The sequence below is a fragment of the Streptomyces sp. NPDC047315 genome (genome assembly GCF_040643215.1).
GTDB lineage: Bacteria > Actinomycetota > Actinomycetes > Streptomycetales > Streptomycetaceae > Streptomyces.
Genome location: NZ_JBEYTZ010000001.1, coordinates 1 through 25,176 on the forward strand (window position 1 = coordinate 1; position 25,176 = coordinate 25,176).

The window sequence follows — 25,176 nt, forward strand, 5'->3', positions numbered from 1 at the left end:
CATATCTGGCGTTGACTTTTGGCACGCTGTTGAGTTCTCAAGGAACGGACGCTTCCTTCGAGTCCCTTCCAGGACCCTCCGGGCTTTTCCCTTCGGTCTTGCGTTTCCGACTCTATCAGATCCTTTCGGGCCTGATTCCCGGTCGAAACTCGGGGTTTTTGTCTTCCCGGCCTCTCGGCCCTTCCGACGAGTGAGACTTTAGCGGATTCCCGGCCCCGACGCTAATCGGGCTGCGTTCTCTCGAACGCGGATTCCTCATTCCACAAAAGCGCACCGAAAAGCAGGCGACAGAGACCATCGCTCGTTCGTAGTGTGTCTTGCGGAATGGTCGTCCGGGGACCAACCTGGGTCGGCGCTCACGTCGGACAACTCGGAGAACCTTACGGAGCCGCCCGGTGGGCTGTCAAATCCGGGTCGTGGTCCGCTAGAGTCACCTCCCATGACAACGCGTACGTGCTTCCTTCAGTGGTGGGCCGCCTGACGGCGGCCGGCACAGACGCGTACACAACGGCCGCCGCCTCGGCGGCCGTTCTCGTTTCTCCCCCTCAGGGAGTGGAACCCGCCGGGTGCGGGGGCTCCACCGGGAGAAGAGGGAGAACGAGATGCCGAGGATCTTCAGCGGGGTCAAGCCCACGGGGCATCTGACGCTGGGCAACTACCTCGGGGCGATGCGCCGCTGGGTGGAGGTCGACCAGCACAGGGCGGACGCGCTGTTCAGCGTCGTGGACCTGCACGCGCTGACGATGGAGCACGACCCGGCCCGCGTGCGGCGGCTCAGCCTTCAGGCGGCGTCGCTGCTGCTGGCCGTGGGGCTGCAACCGGAGCGGTGCACGGTCTACGTCCAGAGCCACGTGGGTGAGCACACCCGGCTGTCGTACCTGCTGGAGTGCACGGCCACGGACGGCGAGCTGCGGCGGATGATCCAGTACAAGGAGAAGGGCGCGCAGGCGCGGGCGGCCGGGCAGAGCGTACGGCTGTCGCTGCTCACGTACCCCGTACTGATGGCGGCGGACATCCTGGCCTACGGGACGGACGAGGTGCCGGTCGGGGAGGACCAGACGCAGCACGTGGAGCTGACGCGGGACCTGGCGGTGCGGTTCAACCAGCGGTACGGGCACACCTTCACCGTGCCGAAGGCGACGCATCCGGGGGTTGCGGCGCGTGTGATGGACCTCCAGGACCCGACGTCGAAGATGGGGAAGTCCCATGAGTCGGGGGCGGGGATCGTCTATCTGCTGGACGACCCGGACCAGGTGCGGCGGAAGGTGATGCGGGCCCGGACGGACAGCGGGACGGAGGTCGCGTACGACCGGGAGGGCAGCCCGGGGGTGGCGAACCTGCTGGAGGTGCTGGCCGCCTGCACCGGTGGGGAGCCCGGGGAGCTGGCCGGGGCGTACGCGTCGTACGGAGCGCTGAAGCGGGACGTGGCCGACGCGGTGGTGGAGGTGCTGCGGCCGGTGCGGGAGCGGCACGCCGAGCTGGCGGCGGACGGTGCGTACGTCGACGAGGTGCTGCGCAAGGGGGCCGATCGGGCGCGGGAGCTGGCGCGGCCGAGGGTGGACGCCGCGTACGCCGCGATCGGTCTGCTGCCCGGGTAGGGGTGGGCCCCTGTGCGGTCTTCCCGTCCCGGGAGGGCCGCACGGGGGCACGCGGGGCGGTCAGCCGTTGCCGGAGGCGAGTTCGCGGCTGCGGTCGCGGGCGGCTTCGAGCGCGGCGATCAGGGCGGCGCGCACGCCGTGGTTCTCCAGTTCGCGGATGGCGCTGATGGTGGTGCCGGCCGGGGAGGTGACGGCTTCGCGGAGCTTGACGGGGTGTTCGCCGCTGTCGCGGAGCATCACGGCGGCGCCGATGGCGGCCTGCACGATGAGGTCGTGGGCCTGGGCGCGGGGCAGGCCGAGGAGGATGCCGGCGTCCGTCATGGCTTCGACGAGGAAGTAGAAGTACGCCGGACCGGAGCCGGAGAGGGCGGTGGCGGCGTCCTGCTGGGACTCGGGGACGCGGAGCGTCTTGCCGACGCTGCCGAAGATCTCTTCGGCGTGGGCGACGTGGGCGGCGGTGGCGTGGTTGCCGGCGGAGATGACGGACATGCCCTCGTCAACGAGGACGGGCGTGTTCGGCATGACGCGGACGACGGGGGTGCCGGCGGTGAGGCGTTCCTCGATGAAGCCGGTGGGGATGCCGGCCGCGGCGCTGATGACGAGGCGGTCGGCGGGCAGGTGCGGGGCTAGTTCGTCGAGGAGCTTGCCCATGTCCTGGGGCTTGACGGCCACGATGAGGGTGTCGGCGCGCTTGGCGGCTTCGGCGTTGGTGACCGGCTCGACGCCGTAGCGGGTGCGGAGCTCTTCGGCGCGGTCGCCGCGGCGGGTGGTGACCAGGAGGTCCGCGGGGCGCCAGCCGGCGCGGATCATGCCGCTGAGCAGGGCTTCGCCGATCTTGCCCGTGCCGAGCACTGCGACTGTCTGGGTCATGGCTCTGTTCACCTCGCCGCTGGGGGTGCTGGGAGTTGCTGCGGTCATCCTCCCATCGGTGGGGATCAGGCCGTGCGGCGGCGGAGGGTGGCGGCGCCGAGGGCGAGCACGAGCACCGCGCAGCCGGCGACGACCGCGGTGTCGCGGACGAAGTCGCCGGTGACGGCGGTGTGGCGCTGGACCTCCGCCATGGCGTCGACGGCGTACGACATCGGGAGTGCGTTGGAGACGGCTTCGAGCACGGGGTGCATCGCGGGGCGCGGTGCGAACAGGCCGCAGAGCAGGAGCTGGGGGAAGATCACCGCCGGCATGAACTGGACGGCCTGGAACTCCGAGGCGGCGAAGGCGGAGACGAAGAGTCCGAGTGCGGTGCCGAGGAGGGCGTCGAGGAGCGCGACGACCAGCAGCAGCCAGGGCGGGCCGACGACGTCGAGGCCGAGGACGAAGAGGGCGAGTCCGGTGGCGAGGAGTGACTGGAGGACGGCGACGAGTCCGAAGGCGAGGGCGTAGCCGGCGATGAGGTCGCCCTTGGCGAGGGGGAGTGCGAGGAGTCGTTCGAGGGTTCCCGATGTGCGTTCGCGCAGGGTGGCGACGGACGTCACCAAGAACATGGTGATCAGGGGGAAGACGCCGAGCAGGGACGCGCCGACGGAGTCGAAGGTCTCGGGGCTGCCGTCGAAGACGTACGCCAGGAGCAGGAGCATCGCGCAGGGGACGAGCAGCATCAGGGCGACGGACCGGCGGTCGTGGCGGAGTTGGCGCAGGACGCGGGCGGCGGTGGCGAGGGTGCGGGCGCGGCTCATCGGGCCGTCTCCTCTTGTTGGTGCTCGGGTTGTTGGTGCTCGGGCGAGGTGGTGTCGGTGGCGTTGGCGGCGTCGACGAGGTGGAGGAAGGCGGATTCGACGGAGTCGGTGCCGGTGCGGTGGCGCAGGTCGGCGGGGGTGTCCTCGGCGAGGATCGCGCCGTCGCGCATGAGGAGGAGGCGGTGGCAGCGCTCTGCTTCGTCCATGACGTGGGAGGAGACGAGGAGCGTGGTGCCGTGTTCGTCGACGAGGCGGTGGAAGAGGTCCCACAGGTCACGGCGGAGGACGGGGTCGAGTCCGACGGTGGGTTCGTCGAGTACGAGGAGTTCGGGGGTGCCGAGGAGGGCGACGGCCAGGGAGACGCGTCCTTTCTGTCCGCCGGAGAGGCGGCCGGCGAGGGAGTCGGCGTGCGCGGTGAGGGCGACGTCGGCGATGGCGCGGGTGACGTGTGCGCGGCGTTCGGCGCGGCGGTGTCGGCCGGGGTGGAGGACGGCGGCGAAGTACTCCAGGTTCTGGCGGACGGTGAGGTCTTCGTAGACGGAGGGCGCTTGGGTGACGTACCCGATGCGGGAGCGCAGTGCGGGGGCGCCGGCGGGGCGGCCGAGTATCCGCAGTTCGCCGCTGACCCGGGCCTGGGTGCCGACGACGGTGCGCATGAGGGTGGTCTTGCCGCAGCCGGAGGGGCCGAGGAGGCCGGTGATGCGGCCGGTGGGGACGGTGAAGTCGAGGGAGCGCAGGACGGTGCGGGGGCGGCGATCGCCGCGGGTTCCGCGGGTGACGGTGAGGTCGCGGGCGAGGAGGGCGATGTGGGTCGGTGCGGGTGGGGATGCGGGTGCGGTGGTGCTGCGCGGTGCGTGCGGCGGGGCGCTCCGGGACGCCCCGGACCCCCCGAAGAAATTCATCATGTGATGAATAATCCTCGCGGGGGTGCGGGGCGTCAAGGCCGGGCGGTCTGCGGGCCGCCGGGGCCGCCTGCGGGCGCGGTCCCGGCGGCCCGCCCTCGGGCGCGGTAGCGCCGTGGCGCCGTGGCACTTGTGCGGTCATGCCCCCTGCGGCCTGGCGGTGGGCTTGTCGCGCAGTTCCCCGCACCCCTGCCCCAGAGGGCGTGGGGATCACCAGCGCCCGCTAAACACCTCCACCCCCAGCCCGCAGACAAACGAAAGGGGAAGCGAATCAGGGGCGCGGGGAACTGCGCGAGCAACCCACCGCCGGGCCGCAGGGGGCATGACTCCCGAAGGGAAACGACGATGGGGTTCGGGAGTTGAGGCCCCCCAGGCCCTCCGGGGGCCAGGGGGTGGACTGCGCGGGCAATCCACCACCGGGACGCGCAGGGGAGGCGTGGCTATGTCCGGGGCCTAGGTCGTGTCTGACAAATAGCGTCGTCCGCCCCTGAGGGCGGGGGCCGCGGCATCCGGTGCGTGCAATCGCAAGGCGGAGGGTCTTCCTCGTACTGGACGTACCAGGAAGATCCCGACAACGCAGCGAGTGTGCGTGCCGGGTGCCGCGACCCAGACGGGATTCGTCAGACACGGCCTAGCCCAGAAGGCGGGCTGCCAGGGCGGGGCGGCGGCGGGCCAGGTGGAGGGTGTGGACCGTGGAGCGGACGATCTGCTCCTTGACGCCCGCGGCGACCCGGCCCGTCAGGATCCGGTCGCGCGGCGAGTCGTCGGGACGTACGGACTGCACCAGCGCGTCCCGGCGCCCCAGACTGACGCACTGGAGCAGATAGCGGAACTTCAGCGGCTGCGGCTCACGACCGCGCTGCTCGGCGATGATCACCGAGGCCGCGTGGTTACCGGTGGGCAGCGCAGTGGCGCAGCCCATCCGCAGGGCGCCGGCGCGCGGCGAGTGCGCGGCGGCGGTGTCCCCCACCGCCAGGATCTCCGGGTGGGAGACGGAGCGCAGGGCGGCGTCCACGGCGACCCGGCCCGAAGCGGGCGCGATCTCCAGGCCCGCGGTGGCGGCCAGGGCGACGTTGGGGACCATCGAGCCGGCCCAGACGACGGCGTCGGCGTCGACGGCGTCCGCGTCGGGGACGGCGGCGCCCTCCTCGATGCGGACGCCGCGTGCCGTCAGCGTCTTGCGGACGTGCGCACGGCCCCGGTCGCAGTGGCCGGCGGCGATGTTGCCCGCGGTCAACAGGCGCACCGACCAGTCGGGGTAGGTCTCGGCCAGCTCGGCGGCCATTTCGATGCCGGTGAGGCCGCCGCCGACCACGGCGAGCGAACCGGGTGCGCGCCGCATCCGCCGGCGCAGCGCATCGGCGGTCTCGGCCGTGTGGACACGCCCGTCGGACTCGGCGCCGGTGCGGCTGCCGAGCGCGTACACCAGCCGGTCGTACGGGAGCGTCCCGCCGCCGTCGGTGGTGACCGTGCGGGCGGCCGGGTCGATCGCGGTGGCGCGCCGGGCCACGTGGCGTACGCCGGTGCCGCGCAGGAGCTGCGCCAGGGGGTGGCTGACGTCCGCGCGGGCCGCGGCCAGCTCGTGCAGCCGGACGCGTTCGGTGAAGCGGTCGCTGGGGTCGACGAGGGTCACCCGGGCGTGCGGGGCGAGGCGGAGGGCGGCGAGCAGCCCGGCGTACCCCGCGCCCACGACGATGACCCGGAGCGCGTTCTCGTCGTCGGCGGTGGTCTTGCGTGTGGTCGTCATGCCCGGGAGACGACGCGGGCCGGGAAAGTGTGACGGCCGGCCCGCGCCTGAGGCGTACGGGCCTCAGGGGCCCAGGGCCTCGAAGTCGAGGTGGCCGAGCTTGTCCGGGTTCAGTACGACGTCGATGCGGACGATGCGGCCGTCGTGGACGGTGAAGCCGTACACCGCCTCCCAGCCCTCCTCCGGGTCGCCGAGCACGAGCCCGGGCGAGCCGTTCACGTCGTACGGGGCGAGCCAGGTACGGCCGGGGACGAAGGAGCGCATCAGACGGTCGATGAAACGGGCGACCTCGGTACGGCCCACGATCGGGACCCGGGCCGCGAACACCTTCCCGCCGCCGTCCGAGCGCCACACGACCTCCGGGTCGAGGAGCTCCAGCAGCCCGTCCAGGTCGCCGCCGGTGACCGCGGTGAGGAACGCGTCGACCGTACGGCGGTGCTCGACGTGGTCGACCGTGTGGCGGGGCGCCTCGTCCCGCACCCGGCGGCGGGCGCGGGAGGCGAGTTGGCGCACGGACCCCGACGTGCGTCCGACGACGTCCGCGATCTCCTGGAAGGGCACTGCGAAGACGTCGTGCAGGATGAACGCGGTGCGCTCGGCCGGGGTAAGCCGCTCCAGGACGGTCAGCAGGGCGATGCCCACGGACTCGTCGAGCGTGACCCGGTCCTCGGGGCCGCAGTCGGTGACCACGGGCTCCGGCAGCCAGGGCCCGACGTACGACTCGCGCCGGGCGCGGGCGGAGGTGAGCTGGTCGTAGCAGATGCGGCTGACCACGGTCGTCAGATACGCGCCGGGGTCGTCGACCTCGTCGTCCGGCAGCCGCTGCCAGCGCAGCCAGGCGTCCTGGACGGCGTCGTCCGCGTCGGCCACGGAGCCGGTGATCCGGTACGCGATGCCCCACAGGCGGCTGCGCTGCTGTTCGAAGAGGATCAGCTCGGCCATGGTCGTTCCTCCGTGCACGGTGTCCGGTGGTCGGCGGCCGGTGCTCCGACCGCCGTCGTCACCGAGTGGACGAACCGGTGGCGGCGATTGTGACAGTCAGCTCGATCGCGTACTCCTCGCGGACCAGCCCGTCCGGGAAGACCTTCAGCAGCGCGGCCCGCTCCTGCGCGAGGACGTCCTCCGCCGCCGCGCCGAGGGTGAGGAGGAGGGAGTGGCTGGCGAGGTTGTCGAGGTGGGTCGCGAGCGGCACGGCGCGGGACCAGCGGACCGTGCGCTCCATCGGGCGCAACGGCGCGGGGAGGTCGCGGGCGGGGCCCGGGGCGCCGTGGCTCCAGGCCGGCATGGCGCGGCGCAGCCGCTCGTGCTGGGCCGCGACCCAGGGGGCGGTGGTGTCGGCGACGTTCCACCACAGGGCGAGCGCACCGCCGGGGCGCAGCACGCGCAGCGCCTCGGGGACGGAGCGGCGGGGGTCCGTCCAGTGCCACGCCTGGGCGTACGTGATGAGGTCGGCGCAGCCGTCGACGAGCGGGAGGGCGTCGCCCACGGCGCGCACCAGCGGGACGTCGGGGAGCGTGCGGCGGAATTCGTACGCCATGCCGGCGCCGGGCTCCACGGCGGTGACGCGGGCGCCGCGCTCGTGCAGCAGTCTGCTCGCTATGCCGGTGCCCGCGCCGACGTCGACGACGTGCGAGCCGCGCAGGGGGCGGCCGGTCAGCTCCTCGACCACGTCGAAGAGGGCGGGCGGGTAGCCGGGGCGGGCGGCGGCGTACCGGGCGGCGACGGTGTCGAAGGAGCGGGCGCGGTCGTACTGGGTGTGGACGGGCGTGGAGGCGTGGTTGCTCATGGTGGGGATCCTGGCCGCGGGAGGGGCGTTTCACGCCTGGGGCGGGTGATCGGGGCCCGAGCCGACGGGCCGCCTTGCGAAGCCTTTGGCGCGGCGGTTGGCGCTGCGCGCGGCTTGCGCTGCGGTTGGCTCGGCTTGCGCTCCGGCTAGCGCCGCTCGCGTGCGGCTAGGTCGTGTCCGCGGAGTCCCGCGAGGCCCGTGCGGCAGTGCCGGGCCTTGGCGGGCGCGTTGGCGCCGTGGTGCGCGTGCGGTCATGGCGTCTGCGACCCGCGCTCCCCCGGGAAACGGCGGCTACGTCCAAAGGCCCAGGAACGCGCGCGGGACCTCGCGGACACGACCTCGGGTCCGTCTTACGGATCAGGCTGGATCAGGGGGGCAATGCGGTGGAGGTACCTCCGTGCCCGCAGGGCGCAGGGGGCCATGGGCGACCGACGACAACGCGGAGTGGGGGCACCTCCCGGGCAGAAGGCCCAGGGGGAACGGCGCCAGGGACACATCCGTAAGGCAGGCCCTAGCGCTGCTTGCGCTTCGGCTTGCGCTGGCTTCCGCGGTCGCCGGCGCGGGCCGCGGGGTTGCCCGTGCGGGAGCGGCGGCGCTTGTCGTATTGGACGCGGGCCGTCTCGTACTCCTCACGGTGCAGCTTCTCCCCCGGCGCCTCCTTCAGCGTGCGGAAGAACCACGCGAGGAGGACGCCGATGAAGCCGATGGTGTTCAGGGAGCGCAGGGCGTCCGGGGTCGCGGCGCCCGTCGGGCGGCGGGTGAAGCCCTCCCAGGTCTTGCGGAAGGCGATCGCGCTGCACACCGCGAACATCACGACGACCAGGGCGTTCAGGAAGCCGCCGACCTCGGCGATCGCCAGGCCCTCGTAGCCCAGGCGCAGCGCGAAGGCGCCGACGACCGCCGCGGCGAGCGCGCCGGCGGCGACGCCCGCGCGACGCAGGCCGTAGCCCTGGTCGTGGTCGACCCAGGTCGTGCCGAAGAAGCGGATGGGTTCGGGCTGCGGGCCGGCGGCCGTGCCGCCGTCGCCGCCTACTCCCGCTCCCGTGCCCATGCTCGCGCTGGTGCCGTCGCCCGTCTGCTGCTGCTCGCTCACGGTCTCGATTATCCCCACAGGCGGGGCGGGCCCGGTCGGAGGTGGCGCGTCGTGGGCGTCAGCAGCGGATGGCCACGTAGCCGTCGCTGCCGGTCCGTACGTAGGCGTCCGAGACGAACTCGCCGTTGCCGATGTTGTCCCAGATCCGGGAGGTGCCGTACGGGCCCTTCACGGCCTGCCCCGGCTTCTGGCAGAAGATCCGCACGCTGGCGCCCACCGGCAGGGTGCGGACGTGGTCGTACTGGGTGCCGGGGCCCGAGCGGACCTTCAGCGCGACGCCCGGGGCGACCGGGTAGCGCTTCGCGGCGGCGGCGACGGCGTCGGCCGTCAGGGTCTGCGGACCGGTGGATTCGTCGGCTTCGGGCCGCACTTCGTCAAATGCCATGGAAATCCCCCCGTTGGTGGAAGTGCGTGGGTCACGGTACGCGGCTCGCCCGGCCGCGGCCACACCCGACTCGCACTGACCATCGACTAGGCTCCGTGGGATCGCGCAGGCGCACGAGCGAGGTGGGGGTGGGAGATGCCACCGCTGCGTAGCGCCGGGGGTTTCCCGGGAGGCAGTCAACCGGAACCGGAATCGGGGCCCGCGTACGCCGGTCAGTACCACCTCGAATCCTGGCTCGGGACCGGCGGGATGGGCGTGGTGCACCTGGCCACCTCCGCGTCGGGGCTACGGCTCGCGGTGAAGGTGATTCACGCCGAGCACGCCACGGACTCCGAGTTCAGAGCGCGTTTCCGACAGGAAGTCGCAGCGGCGCGGCGGGTCAGCGGAGCCTTCACCGCGCCCGTCGTGGACGCCGACCCCGATGCCCGACGGCCGTGGATGGCGACGCTGTTCATCGATGGCCCCACCCTCGCGGACCGGGTGAAGCGGAACGGTCCGTTGGACGTCGACGAGGTACGCAGGGCGGGCGCCGGGCTCGCCGAGGCGCTGCGGGACATCCATCGCGCCGGCGTGGTCCACCGCGATCTGAAGCCGAGCAACGTGCTGTTGGCCGCCGACGGCCCGAAGGTCATCGACTTCGGCATCTCCCGGCCCGTGGACAGCGATCTGCGCACGGAGACGGGGAAGCTGATCGGCACGCCGCCCTTCATGGCGCCCGAGCAGTTCCAGCGGCCGAGGGAGGTCGGGCCCGAGGCGGACGTGTTCGCGATGGGCTCGGTGCTGGTGCACGCGCTGACGGGGCGGGGGCCCTTCGACTCGGACAGCCCGTACGTCGTGGCGTACCAAGTGGTCCACGACGAGCCCGATCTGACGGGGGTTCCGCCCGCTCTCGTGCCGCTGATAAGCCGCTGCCTGGCGAAGGACCCGGTGCGGCGGCCGACGCCGAACGAGGTGATGGCGGAGCTGCGGGAGGCGGCGTCGCCGTCGGCGGCGTACGACACCCAGGCGTACGTGCCGCTGCCGCGCACGCCGGACCCGCGGGAGCGGGCGCCAGAGGTGCCAGAGGTGCCAGAGGTGCCAGAGGTGCCGGAGGCGTCGGTCGTACCGGCCCCACCGGCACCGTCGGCGCCTTCCGGCCGGCGGCGGTGGGTGGCTCTCGGGCTGGCCGCGGCCGTGGTGGCCGCGGTGGTGACCGGCGTCGTCACGCGAGGCGGGGGCGACGAGGGCGGGTCGGGGGCCGCGGCGCAGGGCACGCAGGGCGCCGGTTCGGGCACGGAGGCGCCATCGGCGTGGGACGTACGACTCGGCGACGGGCGCGGCGAGGAGCGCACGCCGGCGTGCACGTACGCGTCGAAGGGCGCCGCGCTGTACTGCGCCGCGCCGGGGGTCGCGGCGGCGCGGCTCGATCCGGCGACGGGGCGGACGACGTGGTCGCGGGACGCCGGCTCCGGGCCGACGTCGGTCGGGCCGCGGGCGCCGGTCGTCGCGGGCGGCCTGGTGCACGTGCGGTCGCCCGGCGGGCAGCGGACAGAAGCACTCGATCCGGCGAACGGGCAGGTGCGGTGGTCGGCGCCGACCACCGCGTACTCCTCCGTGCGGCACGTCGGCGACGTGGTGCTGCTGGGCAGGGCCGACGGCCGGATACGGGCGCTGGACGCGCGGACCGGCCGGGAGCTGTGGCAGGGCCGGCACGGCGGCGCGGGCGCGGGCACGGAGTGGGTGGGCGGCGGCGATCTCGGTTACGCCGTGACGGCGACGGCCGACGGGTCCGCGTCCACCGTCACCGCGGTCGACCTCGCGACGGGCGCGGCGCGCTGGGAGAAGCAGGTCGCGGGGGCGCTGCGGCCGGCGGGGGTCTCCGGCGGCGTCCTGTACCTGCACGCGGTGGACGAGGCCGGGGACACGAAGGAGGTCGTACGGCTCACCGGCCCCACTGCGCCGGCCGCGCGCACCCGCCTACCGGCGCCCGTCCCCCAGGCCCAGGCCGCGGTCGTCGGTGACGTGGTGTACCTGAGCGGTGCGGGCGGCTCGCTGCTCGCGGTGCGGGGCGCGAAGCAGTTGTGGCGGATGGAGACCGGCGCGACGCAGTTGTCCCGCCCGACGGCGGATGCGCGGGCGGTGTACGTGAGCGCGGGGGACGGGAGGCTGTTGGCGGTGGACGCGGCGAAGGGGTCGTACACCGGGCAGACCGATCCCCGCATGGACGGGGGCGAGAACACGTACACGTCCTACCTGCCGGCGCCGGTGCTGGCCGGCACCGGCGTCGTCTCCGGCGCGCCGAGCGGCGTGGTCCTCCGCGTCCCCGCGACCGCCCCCGCCACCTGGTAGCCCCCGGTCCGGGCCGCAGGCCCGGACCCACGGGCGCGAAGCGTCCCGGTTCCCGCCCGAAGGGCGGGGCGCTGGGGGCGCTGGGGGTCCCCCACGCCCCCAGGGCGTAGGGGGCGGAACTGCGCGACCAGCCGTCTACGGTCTGTGGACATCAACGCTCCCGCAGGGAAACGGCCGTGATGTCCAAGGACAGGAAGCCAGCCGTAGGAACTGCGCCCTCACGGACTCGCCGTAGCCCTGCGGGCACGTTCGTCTCTGCGGGACAACTGTGTCTGAGCGCGCAGTTCCCCGCGCCCCTGATTCGCTTCGCCCGTCATTCGTCAGCGGGCTGGGGTAGGCGTTGTAGGGGCGTGGGGTCCCCCAGCGCCCCAACCACCACGCCCTCCGGGCGGGAAACTCAGGGGCGCTTCGCGCCCCGGCAAGAGGACACCCACGCCCGAAGGGCGTGGGTGTCCGGCGCGTCACAGCAGGCGGGTCACGGCAGGCGGGTCACGTCGCGGACTGCGCCGCGGTCCGCGCTCGTGGCCATCGCCGCGTACGCCCGGAGCGCCGCGGAGACCTTGCGCTCGCGGCCCTTGGGCGCGTACACGCCGCCCAGCGCCTCGCGGCGCGCCGCGAGTTCGTCGTCGGGGACGAGGAGGTCGATCGTGCGGTTGGGGATGTCGATGCGGATGCGGTCGCCGTCCTCGACGAGCGCGATCGTGCCGCCGGACGCCGCCTCGGGGGAGGCGTGGCCGATGGACAGCCCGGACGTGCCACCGGAGAAGCGGCCGTCGGTGACCAGGGCGCACGCCTTGCCGAGGCCGCGGCCCTTGAGGAAGGACGTGGGGTAGAGCATCTCCTGCATGCCGGGGCCGCCGCGGGGGCCCTCGTAGCGGATGACGACGACGTCGCCTTCCTTGATCTGCTTGGTGAGGATCTTGTCGACGGCGGCTTCCTGGGAGTCGCAGACGACGGCGGGGCCTTCGAAGGTCCAGATCGACTCGTCGACGCCCGCGGTCTTCACGACGCAGCCGTCGACGGCGAGGTTGCCCTTGAGGACGGCGAGGCCACCGTCCTTGCTGTAGGCGTGCGCGGCGTCGCGGATGCAGCCGTCGGCCGCGTCGGTGTCGAGGGTCTCCCACCGCTCGGACTGGGAGAAGGCTTCGGCGGAGCGGACGCAGCCGGGGGCCGCGTGCCACAGCTCGACCGCTTCGGGCGACGGGGAGCCGCCGCGGACGTCCCAGGTGTCCAGCCACTGCTTGATGGACGGGGCGTGGACGGCGTGGACGTCCTCGTTCAGCATGCCGGCGCGGTACAGCTCGCCGAGGATCGCGGGGATGCCGCCGGCGCGGTGGACGTCCTCCATGTAGTACGTGCCCTGGGGGGCGACGTTGGGGGCGACCTTCGCGAGGCAGGGGACGCGGCGCGAGACGGCGTCGATGTCGGCGAGGTCGTAGTCCAGCTCGGCTTCCTGCGCGGCGGCCAGCAGATGGAGGATCGTGTTGGTGGAGCCGCCCATGGCGATGTCGAGGGCCATCGCGTTCTCGAACGCGCCGCGGGTGGCGATGGAGCGCGGCAGGACGCTCTCGTCGTCGTCCTCGTAGTACCGCTTGGTGATCTCGACGACCGTGCGGCCCGCGTCTTCGTACAGGGCGCGGCGCGCGGTGTGGGTGGCGAGGACGGTGCCGTTGCCCGGCAGGGAGAGGCCCATGGCCTCGGTCAGGCAGTTCATGGAGTTGGCCGTGAACATGCCGGAACAGGAGCCGCAGGTCGGGCAGGCGTTCTCCTCGATGCGCAGCATGTCCTCGTTGGAGACGGCCTCGTCGACGGCGTCGACGATCACGTTCACCAGGTCGAGCTTGCGGACGGTGCCGTTGACGAGGGTGGCGCGGCCGGCCTCCATGGGGCCGCCGGAGACGAAGACCGTGGGGATGTTCAGCCGCAGCGCGGCGTTCAGCATGCCCGGGGTGATCTTGTCGCAGTTGGAGATGCAGATCAGGGCGTCGGCGCAGTGCGCCTCGACCATGTACTCCACGCTGTCGGCGATCAGGTCGCGGGACGGCAGGGAGTACAGCATGCCGCCGTGGCCCATCGCGATGCCGTCGTCGACGGCGATCGTGTTGAACTCGCGGGGGATGGCGCCCGCCGCCTTGATCGCCTCGCTGACGATCCGGCCGACCGGCTGGAGGTGGGTGTGCCCGGGCACGAACTCGGTGAAGGAGTTCGCCACGGCGATGATGGGCTTGCCGATGTCCGCGCTGGCTACGCCCGAGGCGCGCATCAGGGCGCGGGCGCCCGCCATGTTGCGGCCGTGGGTGACAGTGCGGGACCTCAGCTCGGGCATCGTCGCTCGCTCCTCGGTAGGTAGGTCAGTACGTGAAAGCCTACGCCGCCGCTCCAAGATCTGGACGCGCCGTCCGGGATGCGGGACCGGACGACCTGCGCCGGGGCGGCGCACGTCCTACGCCGGGGGCGGGGCCGCGGTGAAGTAGTTCTGCAGGGTGGGGGCGACCAGCCGCACGATCTCCTGCGGATCGGCGCTCGCCAGCGGCTCCACCTCGATCACGTAGCGCAGCACGGCGATGCCGATCATCTGGGCCGCCGCGAGCTCGGCCCGTAGCCGGGGGTCCGGTACGTCGAGCTCCGCGGCGAGCCGTTCCAGCAGCCGGCGCAGGACGAAGCCGCGCAGTACGGCCGCCGCCGCTTCGTTGGTGAGCGCGGAGCGGACGATCGCCAGCAGCGGGGTGCGGGAGACGGGGTCCTCCCACACGCCGATGAAGTGGGCGGCCATCCGCTCGCCGATGCCGGCGAGGGCGTCGCCGCCGGCACCGGTCTCCTGGAGGATCGCGGTGAGGGCGAGCGCCGGCTCGAAGGAGACCTCGATCGCGGCGGCGAAGACGTCGTCCTTCGTACCGAAGTAGTGGTGGACGAGTGCGGCGTCCACGCAGGCGGCCCGGGCGATGCCGCGCATCGTCGTCTTGTCGTAGCCGCGCTCGGCGAACTCGGTGCGGGCGGCGTCCAGGATCCGGGCGCGGGTGTCGGGGCCCTGGGCGGCGGCCGTACGGGCGGGGCGTCCGCGGCGGCGGGGGGCGGTGCCGTCCGTCATGCGCCGCGCGCTCCGCGTGCCGCGTCCGCCTGCGCGGGCGGCGCGGGGTGTCCGGGGTGTCCGGGGTGCGCCGGTCCGGCGGCGGCAGCGGGCGAGGCGAGGTGCAGCCGGGTGAAGGCGAGGGCCTCGGCGAGGTCGGCCTCGCGCTCCGCGGTGGACATGGCGCGGCGGGTGTTCACCTCGATCACGACGTGGCCGTCGTAGCCACTGCGGGCGAGACGTTCCAGCAGCTCCGCGCAGGGCTGCTCGCCGCGCCCCGGGACCAGGTGCTCGTCCTTGGCGGACCCCTTGCCGTCGGCGAGGTGGACGTGGCCGAGCCGGTCGCCCATGCGGTCGACCATGGCGAGGGTGTCGGAGCGGGAGGTCGCGGTGTGGGAGAGGTCGATCGTGAAGTGGCGGTAGTCGTCCTTGGTGACGTCCCACTCGGGGGCGTACGCCAGCAGCTCCCGGTCGCGGTAGCGCCAGGGGTACATGTTCTCGACGGCGAACCGTACGTCCGTCTCGTCCGCCATCCGCCAGATGCCGCTGACGAAGTCCCGGGCGTACTGCCGCTGCCAGCGGAACGGCGGGTGCACCACGACCGCCGAGGCGCCCAGCTTCTCGGCGGCGGCCCGGGCGCGCTGGAGCTTGACCCAGGGGTCGGTGGACCAGACCCGCTGGGTGATCAGCAGGCAGGGCGCGTGGACGGCGTGCACCGGCACCTGGTGGTAGTCGGAGAGCCGGCGCAGCGCCTCGACGTCCTGGCTGACCGGGTCCGTCCAGACCATGACCTCGACGCCGTCGTAGCCGAGGCGTGCGGCGACCTCGAAGGCGGTCGCGGTGGACTCTGGGTAGACGGAGGCCGTGGACAGCAGGACCTTCGCCCGCGGGATGCGCACGGCGGCGGGCGCCGCTGTCGCGCCCGCGCCGGTGTCTGTTGCCGGTTCTGCCACGGGACACAGCGTACGGGCCGGGGCGGGGCTGCGGGCTGCCCGGGCCGGCCGGTGGAGGGGTCCCGGCGGACCGTTGCGGTGGTCGGGCGGCGACCGGGTTGCGAGCCCGGCCGCGGTCCGGTCGCGGACGTCCCGACCGACGGAACGGGCGGTTACGAGCCGACCAGCGGTCCCACCGCGGGCGCGGCCGGCAGGTGGTCCAGCCGCCGCAGGATGACGCCCTCGCGCAGCGCCCACGGGCAGATCTCCAGCTCCTGCGCGCCGAAGAGGTCCATCGCGGCCTCGGCGACGAGGGCGCCGGCGAGCAGCTGGCGGGCCCGGCCGGCGGAGACGCCGGGCAGTTCGGCGCGCTGCTCGGCGGTCATCGCGGCGAGCTTGGGCACCCAGTCCTGGAGCGCCTTGCGGCTGAGCTCCCGCTGGAGGTACAGCCCGTCGGACTCCCGGGCCGCCCCGGCGATCCGGGCGAGCTGCTTGAAGGTCTTGGAGGTGGCCACGATGTGGTCGGGCGGGCCGAAGCGGCTGAATTCGCCGACCGTACGGGCGATCTCGGCCCGGACGTGGCGGCGCAGCGCCCGCACCGCCTCGGGGTCGGGCGGGTCCCCGGGGAGCATGCCGGCGGTGAGCCGGCCCGCGCCCAGCGGCAGGGAGACGGCCGCGTCGGGCTCCTCGTCGATGCCGTACGCGATCTCCAGGGAGCCGCCGCCGATGTCGAGGACCAGCAGCTTCCCGGCCGACCAGCCGAACCAGCGGCGGGCGGCGAGGAAGGTGAGCCGGGCCTCGTCCGCCCCGGTCAGGACCTCCAGGTCGACCCCGGTGTCCGTCTTGACGCGGCCGAGGACCAGATCGGCGTTGCTGGCTTCGCGCACGGCGGAGGTGGCGAACGACAGCACCTGCTCGCAGCCCTGGTCCTCCGCCGACTCCACGGCCCGGCCGATGGTGCCGATGAGTCGCTCGACGCCCGCGGGGCTGATGGCGCCGTCGGCGTCGAGGAGTTCGGCGAGGCGCAGTTCCGCCTTGTACGAGTGGGCGGGCAGGGGGCGGGCGCCGGGGTGCGCGTCCACCACCAGCAGGTGCACTGTGTTCGAACCGACGTCGAGGACTCCGAGTCTCATGAGTACGAACGCTACTGCGGTCGCGGACATACCCTTGACCTGTGCCAAAGACGAAAAAGGCGAAGCCGGGCAAAGCAGAGCGGTCGAAGCGGCCCGAGGCGGTGGCCCCGGCCGGACGCGACGAGGTGGGCCTGGACTTCCCGCGGGCGTGGGTGGAGTTCCCCGACCCCGCCGACGACGAGCAGGTCTTCCGCTGTGACCTGACCTGGCTGACTTCCCGGTGGACGTGCATCTTCGGGAGCGGCTGTCAGGGCATCGAGGCGGGCCGGGCGGACGACGGCTGCTGCACGCTCGGTGCGCACTTCTCGGACGACGAGGACGAGCAGCGGGTGGCGGGCCATGTGGCCAGGCTCACGCCCGAGGTGTGGCAGTTCCACGACGTGGGGACGCGCACGGGTTGGACCCAGGAAGCGGAGGACGGCGATCCCGGGGACCGTCAGACGCGCCGCTGGAAGGGCTCCTGCATCTTCCAGAACCGCCCCGGCTTCGCCGGCGGCGCGGGCTGCGCGCTGCACATCCTGGCCCTGAAGGAGGGGCGGGAGCCGCTGGAGACGAAACCGGACGTGTGCTGGCAGCTGCCGGTGCGGCGCTCGTACGACTGGATCGAGCGCCCGGACGACACCAAGGTGCTCCAGATCTCGATCGGCGAGTACGACCGGCGCGGCTGGGGTCCGGGCGGGCACGACCTGCACTGGTGGTGCACCTCGGCGACGTCGGCGCACGGCGCGGGCGAGCCGGTGTACGTCACCTACCGTCCGGAGCTGACGGAGCTGATGGGCAAGAAGGCGTACGAGGTCCTGGCGGCCCTGTGCGAGGCCCGCCTGTCGTCCCAGCTCCCGCTGCTGGCCCCGCACCCCGCGGACGCCAAGAAGCACTAGGTCGTGTCTGACAAATAGCGTCGTCCGCCCCTGAGGGCGGGGGCCGCGGCATCCGGTGCGTGCAATCGCAAGGCGGAGGGTCTTCCTCGTACTGGACGTACCAGGAAGATCCCGACAACGCAGCGAGTGTGCGTGCCGGGTGCCGCGACCCAGACGGGATTTGTCAGACACGGCCTAGGCCGCGCTCCCCTGGTGCCTCTGGACGTACCGCCATGACTCGGCGGGAGCGCTGGTCTCCACCGGCCGGTGGTGGGCTGTTCGCGCGGTTCCGCCCCCATGCCCTCTGGGCATGGGGGCGGAACTGTGCGACAAGCCACAGACGGGCCGCAGACGCCGTCACCGCACACGCCACACGGCGCCACCGCGCCACCGCGCCTCCCAAGGCAGCCGCGCTGACGCCGCGGGCGCGTCCTAAGGCGCGTCGGAAGGGGGTTCCGACGGGGACGGGGAGCCCTCCGTGGGGGACGGGGTCGGTGACGGGACCGTCGGTGAGGGCGTCGGGGACGGCGAGCTGGGCGTCGGGGACGGCGTGGTCGGCGGCGTCGGCGACGGCCGCGGCGTCACCGGCCTGGTCGGACGGTGCGTCGGCGGCTTCGGCGCACCCCGACCGTCGATGCGGACCACCGCCCCGGACGGCGCCACGGCCACCCTCGCACTCCACGCCCCGGCCGGCTCGCGGTCCGGGTCGACGGTGACGTACACGGCGGTGGACTCGCCGGGGTGCAGCACGCCCGAGGCGCTGCTGAGCCGGAGCCAGCCGGCGTCGGCCCGTACGGACCAGGTGACGGGGGCGCCGCCGGAGGCGGTGAGCGTGAGTCGCGTCGCGCCCTGGTGGGGCTCCGCGGTGAGGGTGAGGCGCCCGGGGCCGGAGGCGCCGGCGCCGGGGCTGAGGACTTCCACGGAGACGTCGGGCGCGGGGGTGCCGTCGGCGGAGCCGTGACCGTCGGCGGTGTCGGCGTTGCCCGCGTTCTCGTAGCGGTCGGCGGGTCCGGCGTCGGTGTTGCCGGTGCCTTCGTCGGTGGCGGTGACGGAGGGGCCGGCCTGGCGGGACTCGCCGGTGAGCGGTGCACCGCGGTACGCCGCCCAGAGCGCGAGTACAGGTGCGGCGACGACGGCAGCGACGACGGTGGTGGTCACGGCGCGGGCGCGCAGCCGGTCGCGGCGGGCGGCCTGGTCCTTGGGGTCGAGCGGGAAGCCGGTGGGACCGAAGCGGGGCGCGGCGGGGCGGGTGCGCGGGGCGTGCGCGGCGGCCAGGCGCAGCGCGGCGCGCGGGGCCGGGACCAGGGGCAGGGTGGCGGGGGTGGGGGTGGCGCCGGGCCAGGGGCCGTGGGCGCCGGCGCGTTCGGCGGCGCGGCGGCAGCGCGGGCAGTCGTCGACGTGGCGGACGAGTTCGGTGCGGAGCGCGGCGGAGAGCAGGACGCCGTGGTCGCCGGTGAGGTGGGCGACGGAGGGGCAGGCACCGGCCTCGACGACGGCGAGCGCGGCGCGGGTGCGTTCGACCTCGCAGGCGGCGGTGGCGAGGAGGTCGCGGGCGGCGGCGTCGGGCAGGCCGAGGACGGCGGCGACTTCCCGCGGGGCGAGCCCGTGGCGTACTGCCAGTTCCAGGGCTTCGCGCTGTTCGGGGGTGGTGCCGGCGGCTTCGGGCCAGGCGAGGAGCGCGAGTTGGGCGCGGCGGTGGGCGGCGGTGCCTTCGTCCACGTCGTACGCGGCGGACGCAGCGGACACGGCGGAGGCCGCAGGGGGCGCAGAAGGGGAGGGCGCGGGCGCGGGCTTGGCGGCCGTGTGACGGGCGGCCGGTCGGCCCGAGTGGCGGCCGGTGGGCCGACCGGCGTGCCGGCCGGCCGGCGCGCCCTGCCGTGAGCTGCGGCCTTCGGCCAGCCGGCGCAGGCACGTCCAGCGGGCGATGGCGTACAGCCAGGCCGTACGACGGGAGGCGTGCTCCGGCGCGCGGCTGCGCTGGCGGTCGGCGACGGCGAGGGCGTCGGCGAGCGCGGCGGTGGCGGCGTCGTGGTCGCACAGGACGGAGAGGCAGTACGTGAAGAGGCCGTCGAGCTGCGCCTCGTACCGCTCGAACCGCGCGCTCCGCTCGGCGCGCTCGGAGCCTTCGGCGCGCTCGCCGCCCTCGGTGCGGCCGTCGGTGCGCGCGGCGCGTTCGGTCCGCTCCGGGCGTCGGGGCGAGGGCCCCGACGCGGTCGGCTGGGCCGGCGTGGTGGCGCGCGGGGCGCTTCGGTGGTGCGGGCGGTGCGCGCCGGTTCCGTGGGGCGTACGGGTCGTCTGGTTCGGCCTGCTGCTCGTCACGCCGTGACCGTAGGCTCCGGTACTGACCCCGTTCTTACCGCTTGCCCTCTTTTAATCCTTACGGGTGAACAGTTCGCTCAAAGGGGGACAGCGATCGTCCATTCCGCCGCGCCCGCGCCACCCATGAGTGGCCCCAGAAGCCCACAGGCACCCACAGGTGAACACAAACACCAACAGAGGGCCACAGACGGGTACGGCGGGCTGGATTGTCAGTGCCGGCGGCTACGGTTTCCCCATGGCTGCCCGTACCAAATCCGCGAAGGACCGGCCCTCCTACCGCTGTACCGAATGCGGCTGGACGACGGTGAAGTGGCTCGGCCGCTGCCCCGAGTGCCAGGCGTGGGGCACGGTCGAGGAGTTCGGCGCGCCCGCCGTGCGGACCACCGCCGCGGGCCGGGTGTCCTCCCCCGCGCTCCCCATCGGCCAGGTCGACGGCCGGCAGGCCACCGCCCGGTCCACCGGCGTCGACGAGCTGGACCGGGTGCTGGGCGGCGGTCTCGTGCCGGGCGCGGTGGTGCTGCTCGCCGGCGAGCCCGGCGTCGGCAAGTCCACGCTCCTGTTGGACGTGGCGGCCAAGGCCGCCAGCGACGAGCACCGCACGCTGTACGTCACGGGCGAGGAGTCCGCGAGCCAGGTGCGGCTGCGGGCCGACCGCATCGGCGCCGTCCACGACCACCTCTATCTGGCCGCCGAGACCGATCTCTCGGCGGTCCTCGGCCATTTGGACGCGGTCAGGCCGTCCCTGTTGATCATGGACTCGGTGCAGACGGTCGCCTCGCCCGAGATCGACGGCGCGCCCGGCGGCATGGCCCAGGTGCGGGAGGTCGCGGGCGCCCTGATCCGGGCCTCCAAGGATCGCGGCATGTCCACCCTCCTGGTCGGGCACGTCACCAAGGACGGCGCGATCGCCGGCCCGCGGCTGCTGGAGCACCTGGTGGACGTGGTGCTGCACTTCGAGGGAGACCGGCACGCCCGGCTGCGGCTGGTCCGCGGCATCAAGAACCGCTACGGGGCGACGGACGAGGTCGGCTGCTTCGAGCTGCACGACGAGGGCATCACCGGCCTCGCCGACCCCTCCGGCCTCTTCCTGACCCGGCGTGACGAGCCGGTGCCCGGCACCTGTCTGACGGTCACCCTGGAGGGCCGCCGACCGCTGGTGGCCGAGGTGCAGGCGCTGACGGTGGACACCCAGATCCCCTCCCCCCGGCGCACCACCTCCGGCCTGGAGACCTCGCGGGTGTCGATGATGCTCGCCGTGCTGGAGCAGCGCGGGCGGATCAGCGCGCTCGGCAAGCGGGACATCTACAGCGCCACGGTGGGCGGCGTCCGGCTGTCCGAGCCGGCCGCGGACCTGGCGATCGCGCTGGCGCTGGCCTCGGCCGCCAGCGACACCCCGCTGCCGAAGAACCTGGTCGCGATCGGCGAGGTCGGCCTCGCGGGCGAGGTGCGCCGCGTCACCGGCGTCCAGCGGCGACTCGCCGAGGCCCACCGGCTGGGCTTCACCCACGCCCTGGTGCCGGGCGACCCGGGCAAGGTCCCCGCGGGCATGAAGGTGATCGAGGTCGCCGACATGGGGGACGCCTTGCGGGTGCTGCCGCGCGGGCGGCGGCGCAGCGCGCCGGCGGCGCCCGGCGGGGGCCCGGAGACGGCGCCGTGGAGCGCCCGCGAGGGCGCGTCCGACCGCGCCCGGCGCACGGCGGGCGAGGACGGCCCGCGGGCCGCGGAGCAGCGCCGGTAGACTTTGCCCCGGTCTCGCCCATCCGTACGAGCCGGAGGAGTGCAGTGGCAGCCAACGACCGGGCACCAGCACCCGGAAAGTCCGGCGCGGGCTCGGGCACCGAAGGACGGATCCGCACCGCGCTGAGCGCGGTCGCGCCCGGCACCGGGCTCCGCGACGGCCTGGAGCGCATCCTCCGGGGCAACACCGGCGGCCTGATCGTCCTCGGCATGGACAAGACGGTCGATTCGATGTGCACCGGCGGCTTCGTGCTGGACGTCGAGTTCACCGCGACGCGCCTGCGCGAGCTGTGCAAGCTGGACGGCGCGCTGATCCTCGACAAGGACATCACCAAGATCCTGCGGGCGGGCGTGCAGCTCGTCCCGGACGCCTCCATCCCGACGGAGGAGACCGGCACCCGGCACCGCACCGCGGACCGCGTCTCCAAGCAGTGCGGCTTCCCGGTCGTCTCGGTGTCGCAGTCGATGCGGCTGATCGCGCTGTACGTGGACGGGGAGCGCCGCGTCCTGGAGGAGTCGGCCGCGATCCTGTCCCGGGCGAACCAGGCGCTGGCCACCCTGGAGCGGTACAAGCTCCGCCTCGACGAGGTCGCCGGCACCCTCTCCGCGCTGGAGATCGAGGACCTGGTCACGGTCCGGGACGTCACGGCCGTCGCACAGCGCCTGGAGATGGTGCGCCGCATCGCCACGGAGATCGCCGAGTACGTGGTCGAGCTCGGCACCGACGGGCGGCTGCTCTCGCTCCAGCTGGACGAGCTGATCGCGGGCGTCGAGCCCGAGCGCGAGCTGGTCGCCCAGGACTACGTACCGGAGCCGACGTCTCCGAGGGCCGCGCCCGGCAAGGGCGCGCAGCGGTCGCGCACGGTCGACGACGCACTCTCCGAGCTGGACGCCCTCACCCACTCCGAGCTGCTGGAACTGTCCACCGTGGCACGCGCCTTGGGCTACAGCGGCTCCCCCGAGACGCTCGACTCGGCGGTCTCGCCGCGCGGTTACCGGCTGCTGGCGAAGGTGCCGCGGCTGCCGGGCGCGATCATCGAGCGCCTGGTGGACCACTTCGGCGGGCTGCAGAAGCTGCTCGCGGCGAGCGTCGACGACCTCCAGGCCGTCGACGGCGTCGGCGAGGCGCGGGCGCGCAGTGTCCGCGAGGGCCTGTCGCGCCTCGCGGAATCGTCCATCCTGGAACGCTACGTCTGACCCTGCCGGGCGGTTCCGCGACCTCTCCCCCCGAGCGCCTTCCTACGGTGCGGGTCGCCTTCGGCAGGCGCGATATCGCCGTGCGGCGAGCTGTACTACGGCGTCTGCGGCTCGTCCGTGGCTTGTCGCGCAGTTCCCCGCGCCCCTAAAACCCCGTCCGTCTGCGGACCGTGCCAGGTTTGCCCCGTCATTCGCCTGCAGGCTGGGGGCGGAGCTGTTTGGGGGGCGCTCGGGGTCCCCCCGTGCCCGCAGGGCACAGGGGGAGGAACTGCGCGACAAGCCCACCACCGGGCCGCAGAGACCAAGCATCCCGCAGGGAAACCGTCGCTGCGTCCGGAGGCGCGGGTACGAAGGGCCTAGTCCTTCGCGAGGACGAAGGACGCCGGGGGGACCGTCTCGCCGGGGAACTGCGCTTCGACCAGGTACGTACCCGCGGCGACCGGCGCCGCCGGCGGCGTTGCGCACTGCGGCGCGCTGCGCTTGCGCTCCCAGCTCACGGAGTGGGTCACCGTCGAGTTCGCCGGGACCTTCACCCACGCGGCGGCGCCGTCACGCGGGCAGTCCTTCGACGACCACACCGCGTCGTTCCCGTCGTCGGTGACCTTCAGCACCGCCGACGCACCGCCGAGGTCCACCTTGCAGGTGGTGGCGGACGAGTTGGTGACGCTCAGTCGGAACACCGGACGCTGCCCCGGGGCGTAGGAGTCCACGGAGGTGGCGAGGCCCAACTGCATCGAGCCGGAGGGGCAGTTGGGCAGCACCGATCCCACGGGCAGGCGCTCGGCCGCCACGCCGCCACCCGAACCCGCGCCGCCGCTACCGCTGCCGCTGGCACCGTCGGAGCCGGCGCCGCCGGTGTCCGTACCGCCCGGGTCCGTACCGGTGCCGCCGTCGCCGCCCGGGCTACCGCCGCCGCCCGTCCGCCCGGGCTCGTCGCGCCCGCCGGGCTGTTGGCTGATCGCCGGCCCCGACTGGCCGGGGCCCGGGGTGATGGACGGCGCGGGCGAGGAACTTCCGTTGGCGCTGTCGCTCTTGTCCCCGTCGCCCCCGCCGGAACTGATCGCCCAGATGACCAGCACGACGAGGACGGCCACGAGTGACAGCGCGACAGCCCTCCGACGCCAATAGATGGAGGAGGGGAGCGGCCCGATCGGATTGCGCAGAGTTCCCACGGATCAAACTCTACGAGAGGACGCGCCCAACTCCCGTCCCACCCGCCGCACTCGTCCGAAGTTCTACGGATCATCATCCCGGTTCGGCTGCCCGCACGGGTGCGTAACGGGTCACCCAGGGCCGGCCGACCCTCAGCCGACCCACGGTCAGCCCGCGGTCGTACGGGCGAGGGGCCCGGCCCCTTACTTTCGTCGGGGGCGGCTGCTGCCGATCGCCCCGAGTGGCGCGGAAGGCGCGCCGGTACGTTTTCGAGCATGGACAGTTCCCTGACCCGCGGTCTCTACCGCGACATCACCGACTTCGCCCACGACACCCCCTCCTGGGTGCAGCACCTCGCCGAGCTGTGGACCGAGGCGGGGCTGCTGCTGTTCGGTGTGCTCTTCCTCGTCGCCTGGTGGCGGGCGCGCGTGGCCGACGCCCGCGCCCTGGCGGTCGCCGTCCTGGCGCCGCTCGCGACAGCGTTCGGCTACGTCGTCAGCGAGTCCCTGAAGTCCCTGTTCGACGAGGAACGGCCCTGTCGCACGGTCACGGACGCGGCCCGGTCCCTGGTGGAGTGTCCGCCGACCGGCGACTGGTCCTTCCCCAGCAACCACGCCTCCATCGCGGGCGCCGCGGCGATCGCCCTCGTGCTGGCCTGGCGGCGGATCTGGCTGCTCACGGTGCCGATGGCGCTGCTGATGGCGTTCTCCCGGGTCTTCGTCGGGGTGCACTACCCGCACGACGTGATGGTGGGCCTGGTGCTGGGCTCGGTGGTCGCGGTCGCGTTCGTCGTCGCCCTGACGCGGCCGGCGACGGCGCTGCTGACGTCGATGCGGTCGAGCCGTACGGGCGTGGTGGTCTGGTTCGCCGGCCCGGGACCCGTCGCAACCCCCGATCACACCGGCCACGGAGACCACGGCGGCGCCGGCGGGCCCGGCCGCCACGCCCGCACCACGCCGACGCGCGACCGGTGAGCGGGCGGGAGGCACTCGTACCCCCGGGGGCGTCCCCGCCCCGTCAGGGCGACGCCGCCCCGGCGTCCGCACCCTGACGAGCGGCCCGGTCCGCGCCGGGCCAACACCCCGCCGGCGCGCGGCCGGCGGGGTGCCGCGGTCTCGCTCGCCGGTGGCCGAACGGGACGCAGCGGACCGCCGCCCGCCGTGCGCCAACCGGTCGCGGACCAAGTGGTCGTAGGCGCTGCGCCCAACGGCCGGAACCCTGTGCGCCGCTTAGCCGATGGGCCGGGGCGGCTGCGGCGGCGGCCCCCGCC

At 73.8% G+C, this 25,176-nt stretch carries 21 protein-coding genes; 7 read left to right on the forward strand and 14 right to left on the reverse strand.

Features of this window, described 5'->3' with window-relative positions; translation table 11 throughout:
* Both ABZ842_RS00005 and trpS read left to right on the forward strand, forming a co-directional pair.
* Positions 1-194 (forward strand): hypothetical protein (locus ABZ842_RS00005; protein ID WP_361528911.1); only part of this gene is annotated, 194 nt, incomplete at its 5' end.
* Between the two features lie 408 nt (positions 195-602).
* Complete coding sequence (gene trpS, locus ABZ842_RS00010; protein ID WP_361528914.1) at positions 603-1,598, forward strand: tryptophan--tRNA ligase; 996 nt, start codon at positions 603-605, stop codon at positions 1,596-1,598.
* A 60-nt stretch (positions 1,599-1,658) separates the two neighbouring features.
* Here trpS and proC read toward each other — a convergent pair whose 3' ends face one another.
* The 8 genes from proC to ABZ842_RS00050 all read right to left on the reverse strand — a co-directional run bounded on the left by proC (position 1,659) and on the right by ABZ842_RS00050 (position 9,184).
* Positions 1,659-2,468: a pyrroline-5-carboxylate reductase gene (gene proC / locus ABZ842_RS00015; protein WP_361528917.1), complete on the reverse strand. Its 810-nt coding sequence runs from the start codon at positions 2,466-2,468 to the stop codon at positions 1,659-1,661.
* Between the two features lie 65 nt (positions 2,469-2,533).
* Entirely contained in the window at positions 2,534-3,271 is a 738-nt protein-coding gene (locus ABZ842_RS00020; protein WP_361528920.1) for an ABC transporter permease, read from the reverse strand.
* Positions 3,268-4,176: an ABC transporter ATP-binding protein gene (locus ABZ842_RS00025; protein WP_361528923.1), complete on the reverse strand. Its 909-nt coding sequence runs from the start codon at positions 4,174-4,176 to the stop codon at positions 3,268-3,270. Before ABZ842_RS00025 ends, ABZ842_RS00020 begins: the two co-directional genes overlap by 4 nt.
* 628 nt (positions 4,177-4,804) lie before the next feature.
* On the reverse strand, positions 4,805-5,920 hold the full coding sequence (locus tag ABZ842_RS00030) for an FAD-dependent oxidoreductase (RefSeq protein ID WP_361528926.1): 1,116 nt from the start codon (positions 5,918-5,920) through the stop codon (positions 4,805-4,807).
* A 63-nt stretch (positions 5,921-5,983) separates the two neighbouring features.
* Positions 5,984-6,862, reverse strand: a complete 879-nt coding sequence (sigJ, locus tag ABZ842_RS00035; RefSeq protein WP_361528929.1) for an RNA polymerase sigma factor SigJ — start codon at positions 6,860-6,862, stop codon at positions 5,984-5,986.
* A 58-nt stretch (positions 6,863-6,920) separates the two neighbouring features.
* Complete coding sequence (locus tag ABZ842_RS00040; protein ID WP_361528932.1) at positions 6,921-7,706, reverse strand: class I SAM-dependent methyltransferase; 786 nt, start codon at positions 7,704-7,706, stop codon at positions 6,921-6,923.
* A gap of 511 nt (positions 7,707-8,217) precedes the next feature.
* Positions 8,218-8,757 carry a hypothetical protein gene (locus ABZ842_RS00045; protein WP_361529927.1) on the reverse strand — a complete coding sequence of 180 codons (540 nt, stop codon included), beginning with the start codon at positions 8,755-8,757 and terminating at the stop codon, positions 8,218-8,220.
* Positions 8,758-8,857: 100 nt separating this feature from the next.
* Complete coding sequence (locus ABZ842_RS00050; RefSeq protein ID WP_361528935.1) at positions 8,858-9,184, reverse strand: peptidase; 327 nt, start codon at positions 9,182-9,184, stop codon at positions 8,858-8,860.
* A gap of 135 nt (positions 9,185-9,319) precedes the next feature.
* Between ABZ842_RS00050 and ABZ842_RS00055 the strand changes: the two genes are divergently transcribed.
* Complete coding sequence (locus ABZ842_RS00055) at positions 9,320-11,512, forward strand: serine/threonine-protein kinase (RefSeq protein WP_361528938.1); 2,193 nt, start codon at positions 9,320-9,322, stop codon at positions 11,510-11,512.
* 475 nt (positions 11,513-11,987) lie between these two features.
* Here the strand turns inward: ABZ842_RS00055 and ilvD are convergent, their stop codons facing one another.
* The 4 genes from ilvD to ABZ842_RS00075 form a co-directional block, all read right to left on the reverse strand.
* Positions 11,988-13,838, reverse strand: a complete 1,851-nt coding sequence (ilvD, locus tag ABZ842_RS00060; protein WP_361528941.1) for a dihydroxy-acid dehydratase — start codon at positions 13,836-13,838, stop codon at positions 11,988-11,990.
* Positions 13,839-13,955: 117 nt separating this feature from the next.
* Complete coding sequence (locus tag ABZ842_RS00065; RefSeq protein ID WP_361528944.1) at positions 13,956-14,600, reverse strand: TetR family transcriptional regulator; 645 nt, start codon at positions 14,598-14,600, stop codon at positions 13,956-13,958.
* The gene (locus tag ABZ842_RS00070; RefSeq protein WP_361529930.1) at positions 14,597-15,478 is read right to left on the reverse strand and encodes a sugar phosphate isomerase/epimerase; all 882 of its coding nucleotides are present in this window, start codon (positions 15,476-15,478) and stop codon (positions 14,597-14,599) included. The genes ABZ842_RS00065 and ABZ842_RS00070 overlap by 4 nt, the downstream gene beginning before the upstream one ends.
* A 206-nt stretch (positions 15,479-15,684) precedes the next feature.
* Complete coding sequence (locus ABZ842_RS00075) at positions 15,685-16,644, reverse strand: Ppx/GppA phosphatase family protein (protein ID WP_361528947.1); 960 nt, start codon at positions 16,642-16,644, stop codon at positions 15,685-15,687.
* Between the two features lie 41 nt (positions 16,645-16,685).
* On the opposite strand from ABZ842_RS00075, the gene ABZ842_RS00080 reads away from it, so the two are divergent.
* Positions 16,686-17,522, forward strand: coding sequence for a hypothetical protein (locus ABZ842_RS00080; RefSeq protein ID WP_361528950.1), 837 nt, complete (start codon positions 16,686-16,688; stop codon positions 17,520-17,522).
* Positions 17,523-17,933: 411 nt separating this feature from the next.
* Here ABZ842_RS00080 and ABZ842_RS00085 read toward each other — a convergent pair whose 3' ends face one another.
* Positions 17,934-19,820: a hypothetical protein gene (locus ABZ842_RS00085; protein WP_361528953.1), complete on the reverse strand. Its 1,887-nt coding sequence runs from the start codon at positions 19,818-19,820 to the stop codon at positions 17,934-17,936.
* A gap of 235 nt (positions 19,821-20,055) precedes the next feature.
* Here ABZ842_RS00085 and radA point away from each other — a divergent pair, with 235 nt between their 5' ends.
* Entirely contained in the window at positions 20,056-21,558 is a 1,503-nt protein-coding gene (radA, locus tag ABZ842_RS00090) for a DNA repair protein RadA (protein ID WP_361528956.1), read from the forward strand.
* Positions 21,559-21,602: 44 nt separating this feature from the next.
* Positions 21,603-22,754, forward strand: coding sequence for a DNA integrity scanning diadenylate cyclase DisA (gene disA / locus ABZ842_RS00095; RefSeq protein WP_361528959.1), 1,152 nt, complete (start codon positions 21,603-21,605; stop codon positions 22,752-22,754).
* A 356-nt stretch (positions 22,755-23,110) separates the two neighbouring features.
* On the opposite strand, the gene ABZ842_RS00100 is transcribed toward disA, so the two are convergent.
* Positions 23,111-23,926: a hypothetical protein gene (locus ABZ842_RS00100; RefSeq protein ID WP_361528962.1), complete on the reverse strand. Its 816-nt coding sequence runs from the start codon at positions 23,924-23,926 to the stop codon at positions 23,111-23,113.
* Between the two features lie 255 nt (positions 23,927-24,181).
* Between ABZ842_RS00100 and ABZ842_RS00105 the strand changes: the two genes are divergently transcribed.
* Positions 24,182-24,880 (forward strand): phosphatase PAP2 family protein, encoded by a 699-nt coding sequence (locus ABZ842_RS00105; protein ID WP_361528965.1) that lies wholly within the window; start codon positions 24,182-24,184, stop codon positions 24,878-24,880.
* Positions 24,881-25,176 lie beyond the last annotated feature (296 nt).